Consider the following 13,142-nt stretch of genomic DNA (forward strand, 5'->3'; position numbering starts at 1 on the left):
TGTAATTTAAATTCATTCGAATAGGTGCAATTTTTTCTTGGCATACAAAAATCCCCTTTAAGTAAAATGTTATCTACAGCGTACTGTAGTTTTTTTAACATTGTCTACTTAAAGGGGATAATATCAGAGGAGGGTTATTTGTCTTGCGCATTTTTAGTATAACATGAAGTGTTTTTCGATTAAAAATGTTTTTCTTGACATTCTATTAGCTGGTTAGTTGAAGAAGAAATAGTTTTCATTAGTTATTTCTTCTATTGGATTGTTCTAACATCATCGTTTTGTTTTATCGGTTTTTCATCTAAAAAATCTAGAACCACACTTTTAAAATTTTCACATTTCATTATGCTCAATGGATAAAAACTATTTTAAAAAAATTAATTGGAGTGTAAATGTGTTATTTTCTTCAAAAGCATAGAATTGAACAAGTAAACCTGCCTTACGGATTGACCCCTACTGAAAATGGACGCGCACCGACTGAAATCGTAGTAATCACCGTGTTAGTAAACCCATCAATTACTGAAACTGTATTATCATTCTGGTTTGTAACATAAATTAAATTAGTTAATGGATTAACTCCTATACCATTTGGATTATCTCCAACTGGAATGGTAGCAAACACAGTATTTGTTAATCCACTAATTGCGGAAACATTATCACTATCACGATTTGGTACGTAAATATTATTCGTAGCTATATTAACTGCCACTTCACCAGGAGTAGTCCCGACAGGAACAGTAGCAATCACTGTATTGGTTGTTCCATCAATCACGGAAACAGTGTTACTAGTGAAATTTGATATATAAATACGATTAGTATTTGGATTGACCCCTATTCTGAACGGATTCACTCCGACTGGAATCTGAGTTATCACGGCATTAGTAAACCCATCAATTACTGAAACGATATCAAAATTAAAATTTGCTACATAAATTCGGTTGGTTAATGGATTGACTCCTACTCCAGTTGGAAGTGACAAACCTCCGACAGGAATAATGGTAGCAACTACTGTATTGGTTGCTCCATCAATCACGGAAACTGTACTATCATTAAAATTTGCTACATATATGGTATTTGTAGCAGTATTGACCGCGACCGCACTTGCTCCATCCCCAGCAGGAACAGTAGTAATCAATGTATTAGTAAACCCATCAATTACTGAAACATCATCACTATTCAAATTCCCCACATAAATTCGGTTGGTTAAAGGATTGACACCTACCCCTGCTGGATTGACTCCAACTGGAATGGTAGCAACTACTGTATTGGTTGCTCCATCAATTACAGAAACTGTATTTTCATTAAAATTTGCTACATAAATATGATTTACTGATAATAGCTCCTTAGATTCGATAGCCTTGATTGGTCCTATGTGTACTCTAGGTAGTCTGCAAACTTTACTGCAAGAGCAAACATCTATATTACATTTACAACATTTACGACATCTACGATTATAGTAGTTATAAAAATTCAATTTCTCACCTCCAACTGTATTATTCTATTCTAATAGTTGTTGTTGGGACGGGCTTCCACCTATTTGACTAACATAGATTAATCGCAAATTGTATAATTAAGCGAGACGCTCATGATACCTCAATTCACAACTCAATTTTCCCACCTAAAACAGCATGACTTGTAATGATAATAGGAACATGAAAAAACATATAAGAAAACCGCCCATGATGAGTGGTCTTTTCTTTATCTCCACTCACATATCTATTCAAAAAGAAGTTAACGCAAAAACCATAAAAAATTGCGTTAAGAAATCACCACTCCAACCAATTCTCTAACGATGGCTCAACATGCACTATTGATTGTGGAAGGCCATCACGTTCTTTTAACCAGTTATAGAACTCCACCAAATAAATAACAATCCATTGATTTAATAGCCCTCCCCCACTTACTTTCTTCCACATAGCATAAGATGAAAGGAGGGAAAATTGTGTGCATAAATAATGGAAATTGTAATTGTTTATCACCACAAATAGAATGTGAAAATTTTGGACCCTTTGTGGCAAAAAATATAAACTGTATAAACTTTGAAATTGAAAGTGGCGAAGAAAACGACAGCGGTTCAATAATCCCTTTTTCCTCGGGAAGTTCAACATCTGTAGTTACTATAGGGCCTGCCTTTGGATTAACGGCTAGTCTTATAGGATTCGGTACTGCTATTAATGGTGTGCCTATTTTAGACAATACAATAGACTTAACTGGACTTTTAAGCGAAGCTTTCTCAGTTCCACGCAATGGTAATATTACTGCTATTTCCGCAGCATATAATTACTTTTTAAATTTTAACCGAGGAGGGCTTACTACTATAACAGCTCAAATCTATCGTGCTCCTGTAGGAAGTAACATCTTCACTGCTACAAATGCACGTGTTGATTTAGCTCCTCCTGTCGCTGGAGTTCTAGCAGGAATAACTTTTGGTTCAGCAAATATTGAGCCTGTACCAGTATCGGTTGGGGATCGTTTATTAATGGTATTAATATTGTATAAAGATTTCCCTCTACTATTAAGACAATAAATAAGTGTGTGATTTAAAAAAATGTTAAATTGAGTCATGCGCTTATTTATTGTTTATGAATAACCCTTTCCTCTAGCCAATTATAGAAAGGCACAGGACGTTCTCTATTCACTGTTTCTTCTATAGATGGTGATTTATTCGACTTACTACTTAATCGCTCTACAGCCTTACTATATGCCCCTACAAATACGGCTCTTAATGTACTAGCAATTGTCAGTACACCTTCTTTAATATCCATAGCAATTTTAAATAGTACGTTCTTAGCTTTTATGAAGTCAGGTGGATTATGAACCTGAGCAGCTAGTACAACCTTATGCAATTCATCTTTCAAGTTATCAGCCAATGGCAAGCTATTCATGAAATCAAACAACATCACTTGGTACTCATTCATGTACTCTTTTTTCTTTTCAGCTTGCAAAGCCAATTCATTTTCTAAATCTGTAATATTATTTGCTTGTTTAGAACTTAAAAGATTAAAAGATTTAGATGATTGGTTTTCAGATTGTGGAGGACAAACCGCGTCGTTACTAGCTTCGTTAGCTGTCTCTCGTTGGGACACGCTCGATGGGACATAAGGTAAAATACGATAAATACTAGCTCCTTTGATGCCGTTTAATTTCGTGCCAGGTACTTTTTCAATGATGCCCAATGTAGATCCACTCACGGATAAAGAACAACAGACAACAAGACGAGGGTTCAAAACAAAGAAAGAAGCCGAATTAACTCTTGCTCGGTTAAAACTTGAAATAGATAAAGGTAATTATAAAAATTAATCAGCTGAAACGTTTCAAGAAGCATATAAATTATGGATCAATCAATATGAAAATACTGTTGAGGAAAGTACGTTTATTAAAACAATAAATTATTTTAAAAATCACATTTTACCAGCACTAGGTAAATATAAAATCGAAAAAATTAATGTTGCTTTATGCCAAAATACAGTTAATGAATGGTTCAAAAATCATTCAGAATATCGAATTTTTAAATCATATGCAGCAAGGATTTTTTCCTTTGCTATAAAACATGATTTTATTCAAAACAACCCTATGAAATTAGTCGAAGTGCCAAGAAAAATAGATGTTCCTACAGATGAAGAAAATGAAAATTTCTACACAAAGGAAGAGTTAATACAATTCTTAAATTGTGCTAAAGATTATGGGAATTATCAGGCCTTTACTTTTTTCAGGTTACTAGCATTTAGTGGCTCACGTAAAAGCGAATTATTAGCTTTAACATGGAATGATATCAATTTTACAAGAAATGAAATTCGTATCAATAAAGCACTGGCTAGAGGCAAAAATTCACGTCTTTATATAAAAACCACAAAAACAAAAAAATCCACTCGAACAATAAAGATGGATGTGAATACAATGACCATCTTAGACGAATGGAAATAAAGACAAAAACATGACTACTTTAAATTGGGATACAATACATTAAAACCAAATCAACTTATTTTTAGTAGTCGAAAAAATGAATTATTACAAATGAGTGGTGTCAATCAATGGATGAATCAAATTATTGACAAGTATCGGCTTAAAAAGATTACAGTACATGGATGGCGGCATACGTGTGCCAGTTTATTATTTGAAGCCGGTTCATCGCTCAAAGAGGTTCAAGATAGACTTGGTCACAATGATGTAAAAACAACAAAGGATATTTACACACTTGTTACTGAAAAAGCCAAAAGTGAAGCAATTCAAAAACTCGCTTCATACTTGAATATCTGATTATTTTTTGACTACGATTTTGAATACGATTGAATACGATTAAATGAAATTATATAAAATAGCGAAAAAGAAAAAGCCTTAAAATATAAGGCTTTTCACACTATTTGAAAGCATATACAACTATCAAGACAACCACTTCGGTGGTGTGTTTTTTTCCCAGTAAATATCACCTAAGTTATTATGTGCCATAAAGTCGTCTTCGGCACTGTGGTAATGAAAATTATAATAATAACCTTCTTGAGGTCGTTTCTCTGTACGTACATGGAAACGGATTAAATCCGATCCTGTTTGACTGTTAGTAATATTGAAAATTTTTTCACCATAGTTGCCACTCGGTCTTTCCGTAATTGCTAGAGACGCCAAAGATCCATCGTCTAAGCTCGCAACTGTCATAGCAATCGCTTCTTCCATTTTCGGAAAAATTATGGCATCAAATTCATTGCTAATTTTTGGCCCTATTTTTGTACCAAACTTTATATACGATTGCTCTTTTGCTGCATCCATAAGTAATGCACCGTAGTCAATCGCTTCTTGATATAATTCGGTATCCTCATCTTGATTTGAATCTGGTTCAGCAGCTACGGCAGTGCTTGTACCCGATGACGGCCCGATAGCGGCACGGTTTGACGAATTTTGATCGAATGCATCCCATATTTCATGTGTTGGCGTAATTAATCCAAATGTTAAAAACGCAACCATAATTACGATACTTTTTTGAACCCACTTTTTCATTAATTAACACCTTCTCTTTATGTACAATTTGGTAATTATTCTATCTATATATACGTTTAGCCCAATAAAAGGTTTCATATTTCTATAATTCATTGTACAATATTTATGTATAAATGTGTGGTTTTTTAAAGGAGGTACAAAGCATGTCAATCGCAATGGGTATTGGACTTTTAATAATGTTAGGTTATTTATCATCATTATGCTTCACGGACTAATTCATTTTCGTTAAAAGACCGCGATCTTCACCGAGTTCGCGGTCTTTTTCATGTTCATTTCCATTGTTGTAATGTGTTATCCCAATTTTTGAAAAATTCACCCTCCTCCAAAATTTCATTATAGATTGGCCATAGAAGAATTTTTATACGCTTCATGACTTCTTCAAACTTGAACGGCTGTTGCCCAATAAAAGCTAACCAAACTTTATTACGTTCGGTATCTAAATAAAAATGTTTGGTAAATACCGGATGATCTTTTTCTATAATTGTTCTATGGTTATCAAATATTTCTGTGATTGCTTCCTGCAAAACACGCCCCTCTATTTTTTGCGTAGTTGATAGCCTAAAAATATCATAAATATCTTTCATTCGACAATTTGAAGCTGGCAAACTGATTATTTTCTCAAATTTTTCTGCAATAACGAAGGCAGTTGGATACATTAAAATCTTTGGTGATGGCATTTCCAGTAATGAAGGAAACGCCGTGATGGTAGGTGTCATTCGGTAATTGTTCAAAAAACTAATACTAACTTGTATGTATGTTTTGGTTTGGGCCAGTGTAGCCACAATACTTACTTGAATCTCTTCATCATTTTCGTAAGTAAAGTCGAATTCATCTTCAAGAAAGTGAATACCGTCTTCATGGATTGGAATCGAACAAATTTCAATAAACGCTTGCTTGATACTCGCCATATCCTTAGGCATATGTATTGCAATCAGAGCCATCTCACGGGATAGTGTTACTGCGTCATTTGTTAATGATAATAACAACACGTCATCATTAAGCACAAATCTTTCTTGATAAGGGGATATCGATATTCGATATAACAATCTTTCTTGAACATAACGCCCTAACAGTGCATCAAGGCTCTCGTCCTTTTCTGTAGCCATTGTTTTCAAATGCAATAATACCTTACTTGATATAGTCTTCACATTGTCCATATTTCAGCCCCGCCTTTATACAATTTTCTCTCGGATTTTTAGGGTAGTTAGCAAAAATTTGATTTTTTCTAACATTCTATCTTTTATTATTACGTAAATTTCAAATGGCGTAAACGGTAATATAATCCAACCTTATTGTGTAGATTATCATCGAATCTTAGCGATTGTGTCGACATGGACTGTCAATGCAAAAAAGCATCTTTCCGTCAAAAATCAACTTAGAGATGCTTTATCTATCCATTACTGATATTAAATTTTTCAATACTGAGCTTAACTGTTATTTCATCAATATTATTATTACAAGTTAAATTAGGCAAGGGGCAGCCTCGCTATACGCGAAACCACCCCTTTAGTATTTAATAGGTAACATTTTTGTAAATTATAAAGTCTCAACCCAATCATCTGGGGAATATTATCTAGAAACGTCATTGTTTCCTTACCGCGGTAAAATTCCACTGTGTGCCTTCTAACTTAAGCAACGCAAACCCAACCTTCTCTTGCGTCCTTGCAGCCCCAAAGCATGCGCCAGTGTGAATAAGTATCCTAAAAAACAAAAAGCAGAATGCCAGATTACAGAAATTCGCTACCTAAAATAGCACGATATCAATTATAGCATAGCATTCGATAAAAGTAAAATCATTTTCAAAAATACTTTTAAGAGCTTTTAAAGTTCTTCTGACTCTGTTGCTTTCGCCGTATCCATTACTTAGTTGCCGTTGTTTCCTTATATCGAGTATCATGATTCAGTTAATGTAGAGATAGGGCCATTGTTCATAACAAATTAATTCACCAAAAACATTCTCCTAATACTTGCTTTTAAGAAGTCTTTTATTTTGTCTTTTAACGTCTTTTGAATTTCTACATAATATGTGGCTATTTTACTGTTAAATTTATCGTTTCTGATTGATTATCCCATTTTATTATTACTTCAATCTCCGAGTTTTCCGTTGCATGTGTACATCCATTGGGTAGCATAAAAACACCATGTTCATCTAATGACACATCTCCTGATGCTTTATCATAGGAATACTCTATTTTTTTCGGAATATGATCATTTCCAATAAATTTAATAGCCCCACTAGTTGGTTGGCAACTATCACCTTTCTCAACCTCATAGTGCACACTCCAATTGTCACTTTCTCCAGAAAATATAAAAGTTTCTCCTGCACAAGCTGATAAAAGTGAAAAAATGAGAAAAATTATAAAAAATCTAATCCTTTTGGAATTCATATAAATTCTCCCTTCAATTTTTAAGATTTCAAAAATCGTCACTAATAATTTTATCTCAACTACAAAATTATACACCATTTTATAAATAAATTGAAAATTCTGAATATTGTAAGTATAGTTTAATTGAATATAGTAGCTATTAGTCTCTTTATAAAACTATCGAATTAGGAGCTGAAATAACAATTATATTTATACGATACTATAGACAGGCTACTGGTACATATTCTTCTTACTCATCTAAATAAAAGGGAGTGTCAACTATTATGAAGTTTAAACTGATCATGATATTTCTAAGTGCCTTTTTTATGATGTCTTTAAGTAACGTTGCCCTTGCTTCTGATAAAGAAAACGAACATATTATTACCAATTTTGAAAATATTCAATTATCTAATGAAGTATTGTACCAAAAGGCATTAAAGGGTGAATTAGTTAACAATGAACATACGAAAGTAACTGTAACTGAAAATAAAACAACTGAACAAATAACAACGACAATTGATATAGAAAAAGTACTTAGTGAAGAAATACTTCCTAACGGAGATGTAATGACTAAAAACCTTAGAGAAATAACTATATTAACCGCTGAAGCAATTGAGGAAACAAAAGCTCCGACTTCTTCGAGTGTTGGTGTTAAAATTAGATTAGATTTTGATAAACAATCATTAGGTGGGTTCAACACACGAAAACTTACTAAATTCACTATAACACCTCTTAGACTTGATTCTTCCTTCTCAATGACTTCATTAGAGTATCAAGCAAGAAATTTTGGAACAGGTTGGACATCAAATGGAACTATGTATGTAGCTTCTGAAAGTACTACATTACAAACAATTACAACTATCGTTTATAATTCTCCTCTTGCTCATACTACTAATTTTGTGAAATATACACCAATAGGTAGTGATGTTATTGCTGGATCAGGTGTTGTTGGTAAATTTTCTTATAGACGTGGGGCAGGCGATATTCTTACTTACAATTTTGATTACGGTTGGTAATGCATTTACGATACTACTTATATATATAATATGTCGAGGCAAGGTACGAGCCGCATCAGGGCAACTGGATTCTTTATATCTAAAAAAGTATGCGAGTAGTACTCCTCGCATACTTTTTTTGGCTTATGGAACCGCTACTAATCATGATTTATCGTTCTGGAAATTTAAGTACATGTAGACATCTACTTCATCTTCACATTTAATGATTCACTCTTACCACCGACATCATCTTGAATAAAGTATCTATTCAAAAATAAGCCGAATCGAAAGCATTTCGAAAACGTTGGCGTACTTTCATTTCGTCGTATCTTCCCAGTCTTGTTAAATCATCTCGAAGTACAACTGCCCGTAACTCTGCAGTGAGCTCAACGTCTGCATAATTTGACTGGCGGGCATCATTTTATTTTTCATATGTATACCCACCTATCCAAGTCTCGCAACTTGTCATGCCTTAAGGACGCCATAATGGAATTTCGCCGTTACCCTCGTTAACTGTTGAAAACCATATTGTTCAAACCATTCCGAACGAAAATGTGCTTTCAATACGACACGCTTTTTAGCGACACGTCTTGCTTCATTTATCCAGTCATCTGTTAATGCTAGGTGCTCTCCAGCGAATCGTAATGCTTGAAAATTATTGGCCTCGTCAATGATTTCCTCAAACATCGGATCCATATATACGACATCGAATGCATTATCCGGTAATGATTTCAAATAAGTGACCGCTTCCGCCTGTACGACTTCTATTTGTCGCATACAAGCTGTTAATGGTAACTCAGACGTATCGTATGCCTGCATACCCTGTTCCACAATAAAGGCTACATTCGGATTTGCTTCAACCCCAGTTACACGGCCCGCATTTCCCACCGTGTATGCCGCAAGCATTGCATCAGCAGCAAGACCAAGTGTACAATCTAGCACTGCATCTCCTGTTACTAGCTGCATCGCCTCCAAAAACGGGTCAGTCTCCCCACGTGCCACACGCTTCAAACGAAAAGCAGCGGAATTTGGATGAAAGAAAAATGGTTCACTCGCCCCAAAAGCATAATAGTCATAACGATTTTTTCCCGCAACAATCACATGGGCCTGCATTTCCTGCGAAATTTTTCGCACAGAGCGCTTTTTGCGAGGTTCAAACGAGATCTTTAATTTTTTGCACGCAAAAGCAGCGAGCGCCATCGACACGTCGTCTGGTCTGCCCGCTGTAGTGACAATTGTTGTTATTTCTCGCATGTTTGCTCTAAAACGCCTGTCAAATGTGCTGTAATTTGCTCCACAGGGAAGCCTTCAATTTGCTCACGAGGGATAAAGTAGGCCAATTCGCCATCTTTTAAAATGGCCATTGATGGTGAGCTAGGCGGTACATCCTCAAAGAAACCACGCATTGCCGCAGTCGCTTCAGGATCTTGTCCTGCAAACACCGTCACTAAATGATCTGGCTTCACTGCCGCAACTGCTTCACGCGCTGCAGGACGTGCTAACCCAGCCGCACAACCACACACGGAATTAATAACCACTAATGACGTGCCCTTGGCCTCCGCCATAAATTCATTCACTGCATCTGCAGTCGTAAGCTCACTAAACCCTGCCCCCACTAATTCTTCACGCATCGGTTTTACCACTTGCTTCATATATTCATCGTAAGCGTTCATCTTTTTACCCTCTTTCATATGTATTCGCAAAGCCTATTATAGCAAGGTTTTATGTGGTTGTATAATTTTTCGATTTCACCGAGATTCACTTGCATTCAGATTTTTGGTTGCTTTTTCGTTGCTATGGTTGCTTTTAATTCTTAGTGAAATGCATTATAAAAAACCTTCACAGGCAACAAATACAATAGATAGAAGAAAATCACTCATTATTTTTTAATAAGTGATTTTTTTATTTATAGATTATTTGATTTATTCTAAGATATACCACTAATACTTGTAATGAACACATAGTGTAGAACTCCAGGGAAGGGCCTTTAGTGATAAGGGATATCTTTATTATTTCAAATCAATTAATTTCATCAGCCATTTCCAATATTGATTCTATTATTACCTCAGGTTTGTCATACATTACAGAGTGAGTACTATTTGCAACTAAAACGAATTTACTATTAGTGGATAAGTTGGTCAATCGTTTTTGAGAATCCTTCCATTTCCTGTTAAGGTCATTCACCTCTTGTTCTGAAAATTCCAATTCTAAGGCCATTAATTCTACATCAATTGGCGTGACAATTGTTAAAGGCTTATCTTCTAGAGATTGAGTGTCTTTCAGTAATTTTTCAGAGACTTCTATTTCCTTAATTTCTTCATCTAATACTTTGAAAAACGGAGCATCCCAATGGACATTTATATATTTTTCTGCGGAAATGTAATCAGGTATGGAATTAGAAAATATATTTGCCCCTAATAGTCGCACTATTCCAATTTGAGATAAGAAACGATTCATAGTTTGGTCTTGTGTCTCGAAAAACTTGTTATTATATTCTGTAGCTTGCTCTGAAAAATATTCATTTCTTGAATCAACAAGAACTAATCCAAATACCTTTTCTGGGTATCTGTCTGCAAAGAGTCGTGAATAAACCCCGCCAACAGAATGACCAACTAATATTACAGGTGTTTCAATTTCAGAAAATTCTAGAATCTTACTTAAATCTTCAATCGTAGTGCCAACAGAAAATCCATTGGGAGGTGGGTCACTCCATCCATATCCTGCTCGGTCATATGTTATAACTTGGGTATACTTTGATAATTCTTGCTGAACATTTGACCAATCATAAGACCAAGAACCTGTTCCTGTTTCAATTACAACAGGCGGTAGATTCGTTTTGGTTCCTTGGATATTCATATGTATTTCTCTTTTTCCAACATCAATCATCTGTCCATCTGGTGGAAATTTACTTTTCACATTTTTATAACTGATTAATTCATAAAGAAACCCCGAGATCAATGTAAGTGAAACAATCACCATAAAAACCAACCCTAATAATTTCAACCTTTTAAATAGTTTAATAATCGAATGTTTATTCTCCAAACTATCACATCCTTTTTCGCTAACTCTTTAACACTTACGACCATTTATCTGTTAAATTATACTATAACTTAAAATCAATAATTCTAATATTCGGAATTTTAACTAATTATTTTTTTAATGGAAAAGCGTGCTTGTTTAAGTGTCTTGCAACGCCCAATACATTTTTCATTTTAAGTTTTCCATGACTTCATAGTCACGTTGTAATGATTGTATAGCCAAGTCCAATATCACAAATTCGTGTAAAAGCTTCCGCTGTTCCCCAGTAATCATACTACTTCACGCTCTTTATGAAGGACTGGAGCAACCGCTAAAACATTATTAATAGTAAATGTACGCTTTGCATTTCTTGTAAAACAGAACGCTTGAAACGAATCACCAACAATCTTAATGATTTTGATACGCCTTTTTGACACTGTGCCATCTTTGGCCATGTACATCATATTTAAAAATTGGTTACGTTGCATTGCTTTAATCAGTTGTTCTTTCATCATTCCACACTCCTCAACAAAGAACAAATGTTTGTATTTTATCAAGTATTAATTTGTGGAAATAAAAAATGCCCAGGCTCAAAATTAATTGAGTACCTGAGCTTTTTTTGTGTTAACGAACATTTTGACTATTACTATTTAATTTTAACAATATAAAAATAACTAAAAAAATAATAGAGAGTCCTAATGGAGCAAATGTCACGAAATTAATTAATGCATTATTCATCTCAAACCATTTTTGAATAGGTTCTTCTTGTTCAAATACAAAGTCTGGATTCTCCAATATAAAAGCAATTCTATTTAATAAAACTAAAAAACAAAACATAAAAAAAGATAAAACACTGCAAATTAACATAATAAACTCTTTTAAATTCATTTTATTCATAAAAACACCCTTTTACTTTTAAATTATTATGATATACTAATATTTGTAAGAAATAGAAAATATTAGGAGGTATTAGTGAAAATGAGAAAGATTTCTTTACTGCTTTTTGGAATTATATTGACATTATTGGTTTATGTTCCTAGTTTAGCAGAAGCAACCGAGGTATTTCAAGATGTAGATTATGAAGTTGGTAATACACCTACAGCAGATTTATCTGAGGATAGTACAATGTACGAAGAAGAGTCTGTTGATGAAATAACGCCTAGATTTGGTCCAACAAACATTACTTATAAAATCACTGATAAGAAAGTTGTAGGAAGAGGTTGGGGTGATTTCAGAAATGGACCTACAGGTACAGGACCAGGAACATTAAGTATTAATCATTCAACTACTCTTAATCGCGAATTTACAAATACAATATCAGGAGAGTACCCGATAGGAGAGGCTAAAATTGGAGCATCACTAGGTGTAACAATTGGTAAAGCAAAAACTTACGGGACTACCTATACAATTACTCTTGCAAAGGGCGAAAAGAAAACAATTCAATTTCAACCCAAATATGTAGTATATGAAGTAACGCAAAGAATGTACGCGAATGGAATAGCTACAAACACTTACAAAAAGGCTAATGTTGTAGTATTTGAAGACTGGGATTACAGCTGGTATTCTAACAAATAAATGTTGTCACACATTGTAGCTGTATGATTAGATTTGCTTGATAGTACTATTTAATAATGACCAAGACGGCAATTATGAACTGCACCCCGTCAAGTAGACAGTGGAAATAATAAAAAATGTATTAAGCGGCTTGAGCCCTGAATTCTAAAGGACTCAAGCCGTTTAATCGTTTCTGGTAGCGATAATGATTATAAAAATGAAT

The 13,142-nt window shown here is 34.4% G+C and carries 15 protein-coding genes and 1 pseudogene; 5 read left to right on the forward strand and 11 right to left on the reverse strand.

What is annotated here, in order from left to right:
• Positions 1 to 436: 436 nt before the first annotated feature.
• Positions 437 to 1,471: a beta-propeller fold lactonase family protein gene (locus C9J35_RS22085; protein ID WP_054769987.1), complete on the reverse strand. Its 1,035-nt coding sequence runs from the start codon at positions 1,469 to 1,471 to the stop codon at positions 437 to 439.
• Between the two features lie 468 nt (positions 1,472 to 1,939).
• On the opposite strand from C9J35_RS22085, the gene C9J35_RS22090 reads away from it, so the two are divergent.
• Positions 1,940 to 2,524 carry a hypothetical protein gene (locus tag C9J35_RS22090; protein ID WP_107926965.1) on the forward strand — a complete coding sequence of 195 codons (585 nt, stop codon included), beginning with the start codon at positions 1,940 to 1,942 and terminating at the stop codon, positions 2,522 to 2,524.
• A gap of 46 nt (positions 2,525 to 2,570) precedes the next feature.
• Here the strand turns inward: C9J35_RS22090 and C9J35_RS22095 are convergent, their stop codons facing one another.
• The gene (locus C9J35_RS22095) at positions 2,571 to 3,173 is read right to left on the reverse strand and encodes a helix-turn-helix domain-containing protein (protein WP_235616405.1); all 603 of its coding nucleotides are present in this window, start codon (positions 3,171 to 3,173) and stop codon (positions 2,571 to 2,573) included.
• Between C9J35_RS22095 and C9J35_RS24960 the strand changes: the two genes are divergently transcribed.
• The gene (locus tag C9J35_RS24960; protein ID WP_369122305.1) at positions 3,166 to 3,297 is read left to right on the forward strand and encodes an Arm DNA-binding domain-containing protein; all 132 of its coding nucleotides are present in this window, start codon (positions 3,166 to 3,168) and stop codon (positions 3,295 to 3,297) included. The genes C9J35_RS22095 and C9J35_RS24960 overlap by 8 nt on opposite strands.
• A 21-nt stretch (positions 3,298 to 3,318) precedes the next feature.
• Positions 3,319 to 4,254: pseudogene (locus C9J35_RS24415) on the forward strand (tyrosine-type recombinase/integrase); the annotation flags it as partial.
• A gap of 123 nt (positions 4,255 to 4,377) precedes the next feature.
• Here the strand turns inward: C9J35_RS24415 and C9J35_RS22105 are convergent.
• The 3 genes from C9J35_RS22105 to C9J35_RS22120 all read right to left on the reverse strand — a co-directional run bounded on the left by C9J35_RS22105 (position 4,378) and on the right by C9J35_RS22120 (position 7,373).
• Complete coding sequence (locus C9J35_RS22105; protein ID WP_107926969.1) at positions 4,378 to 4,986, reverse strand: YpjP family protein; 609 nt, start codon at positions 4,984 to 4,986, stop codon at positions 4,378 to 4,380.
• 269 nt (positions 4,987 to 5,255) lie between these two features.
• A complete protein-coding gene (locus C9J35_RS22110) occupies positions 5,256 to 6,143 on the reverse strand; it encodes a nucleotidyl transferase AbiEii/AbiGii toxin family protein (protein WP_107926971.1) in 888 nt (295 codons plus the stop codon).
• An 873-nt stretch (positions 6,144 to 7,016) separates the two neighbouring features.
• On the reverse strand, positions 7,017 to 7,373 hold the full coding sequence (locus tag C9J35_RS22120) for a hypothetical protein (protein WP_107926973.1): 357 nt from the start codon (positions 7,371 to 7,373) through the stop codon (positions 7,017 to 7,019).
• Between the two features lie 263 nt (positions 7,374 to 7,636).
• Here C9J35_RS22120 and C9J35_RS22125 point away from each other — a divergent pair, with 263 nt between their 5' ends.
• The gene (locus C9J35_RS22125; RefSeq protein ID WP_107926975.1) at positions 7,637 to 8,368 is read left to right on the forward strand and encodes a hypothetical protein; all 732 of its coding nucleotides are present in this window, start codon (positions 7,637 to 7,639) and stop codon (positions 8,366 to 8,368) included.
• Between the two features lie 444 nt (positions 8,369 to 8,812).
• Here C9J35_RS22125 and C9J35_RS22135 read toward each other — a convergent pair whose 3' ends face one another.
• The 5 genes from C9J35_RS22135 to C9J35_RS22155 all read right to left on the reverse strand — a co-directional run bounded on the left by C9J35_RS22135 (position 8,813) and on the right by C9J35_RS22155 (position 12,262).
• Entirely contained in the window at positions 8,813 to 9,601 is a 789-nt protein-coding gene (locus C9J35_RS22135) for a class I SAM-dependent methyltransferase (protein WP_107926977.1), read from the reverse strand.
• Entirely contained in the window at positions 9,589 to 10,020 is a 432-nt protein-coding gene (locus tag C9J35_RS22140; RefSeq protein WP_054769996.1) for a BrxA/BrxB family bacilliredoxin, read from the reverse strand. The genes C9J35_RS22135 and C9J35_RS22140 overlap by 13 nt, the downstream gene beginning before the upstream one ends.
• 346 nt (positions 10,021 to 10,366) lie before the next feature.
• The gene (locus tag C9J35_RS22145) at positions 10,367 to 11,389 is read right to left on the reverse strand and encodes an alpha/beta fold hydrolase (protein ID WP_054769997.1); all 1,023 of its coding nucleotides are present in this window, start codon (positions 11,387 to 11,389) and stop codon (positions 10,367 to 10,369) included.
• 266 nt (positions 11,390 to 11,655) lie between these two features.
• Complete coding sequence (locus tag C9J35_RS22150) at positions 11,656 to 11,877, reverse strand: hypothetical protein (protein WP_054770001.1); 222 nt, start codon at positions 11,875 to 11,877, stop codon at positions 11,656 to 11,658.
• Positions 11,878 to 11,989: 112 nt separating this feature from the next.
• A complete protein-coding gene (locus tag C9J35_RS22155) occupies positions 11,990 to 12,262 on the reverse strand; it encodes a hypothetical protein (protein WP_107926979.1) in 273 nt (90 codons plus the stop codon).
• Between the two features lie 75 nt (positions 12,263 to 12,337).
• On the opposite strand from C9J35_RS22155, the gene C9J35_RS22160 reads away from it, so the two are divergent.
• Positions 12,338 to 12,940, forward strand: coding sequence for a hypothetical protein (locus tag C9J35_RS22160; RefSeq protein WP_167396040.1), 603 nt, complete (start codon positions 12,338 to 12,340; stop codon positions 12,938 to 12,940).
• 121 nt (positions 12,941 to 13,061) lie between these two features.
• Here the strand turns inward: C9J35_RS22160 and C9J35_RS24965 are convergent, their stop codons facing one another.
• Entirely contained in the window at positions 13,062 to 13,142 is an 81-nt protein-coding gene (locus C9J35_RS24965) for an IS3 family transposase (protein ID WP_369122291.1), read from the reverse strand.

Origin of the sequence: Lysinibacillus parviboronicapiens (assembly GCF_003049575.1) — a bacterium.
Taxonomy (GTDB): domain Bacteria; phylum Bacillota; class Bacilli; order Bacillales_A; family Planococcaceae; genus Lysinibacillus; species Lysinibacillus parviboronicapiens.

Excerpts from the sequence above, each read along its gene's own strand:
- C9J35_RS22125 (WP_107926975.1), top strand. The coding sequence starts at position 7,637 with ATGAAGTTTAAACTGATCATGATATTTCTAAGTGCCTTTTTTATGATG.
- C9J35_RS22140 (WP_054769996.1), bottom strand. The coding sequence starts at position 10,020 with ATGAACGCTTACGATGAATATATGAAGCAAGTGGTAAAACCGATGCGT.
- C9J35_RS22105 (WP_107926969.1), bottom strand. The coding sequence starts at position 4,986 with ATGAAAAAGTGGGTTCAAAAAAGTATCGTAATTATGGTTGCGTTTTTA.
- C9J35_RS22155 (WP_107926979.1), bottom strand. The coding sequence starts at position 12,262 with ATGAATAAAATGAATTTAAAAGAGTTTATTATGTTAATTTGCAGTGTT.
- C9J35_RS24960 (WP_369122305.1), top strand. The coding sequence starts at position 3,166 with ATGCCCAATGTAGATCCACTCACGGATAAAGAACAACAGACAACAAGA.
- C9J35_RS22150 (WP_054770001.1), bottom strand. The coding sequence starts at position 11,877 with ATGAAAGAACAACTGATTAAAGCAATGCAACGTAACCAATTTTTAAAT.
- C9J35_RS22110 (WP_107926971.1), bottom strand. The coding sequence starts at position 6,143 with ATGGACAATGTGAAGACTATATCAAGTAAGGTATTATTGCATTTGAAA.
- C9J35_RS22135 (WP_107926977.1), bottom strand. The coding sequence starts at position 9,601 with ATGCGAGAAATAACAACAATTGTCACTACAGCGGGCAGACCAGACGAC.
- C9J35_RS22120 (WP_107926973.1), bottom strand. The coding sequence starts at position 7,373 with ATGAATTCCAAAAGGATTAGATTTTTTATAATTTTTCTCATTTTTTCA.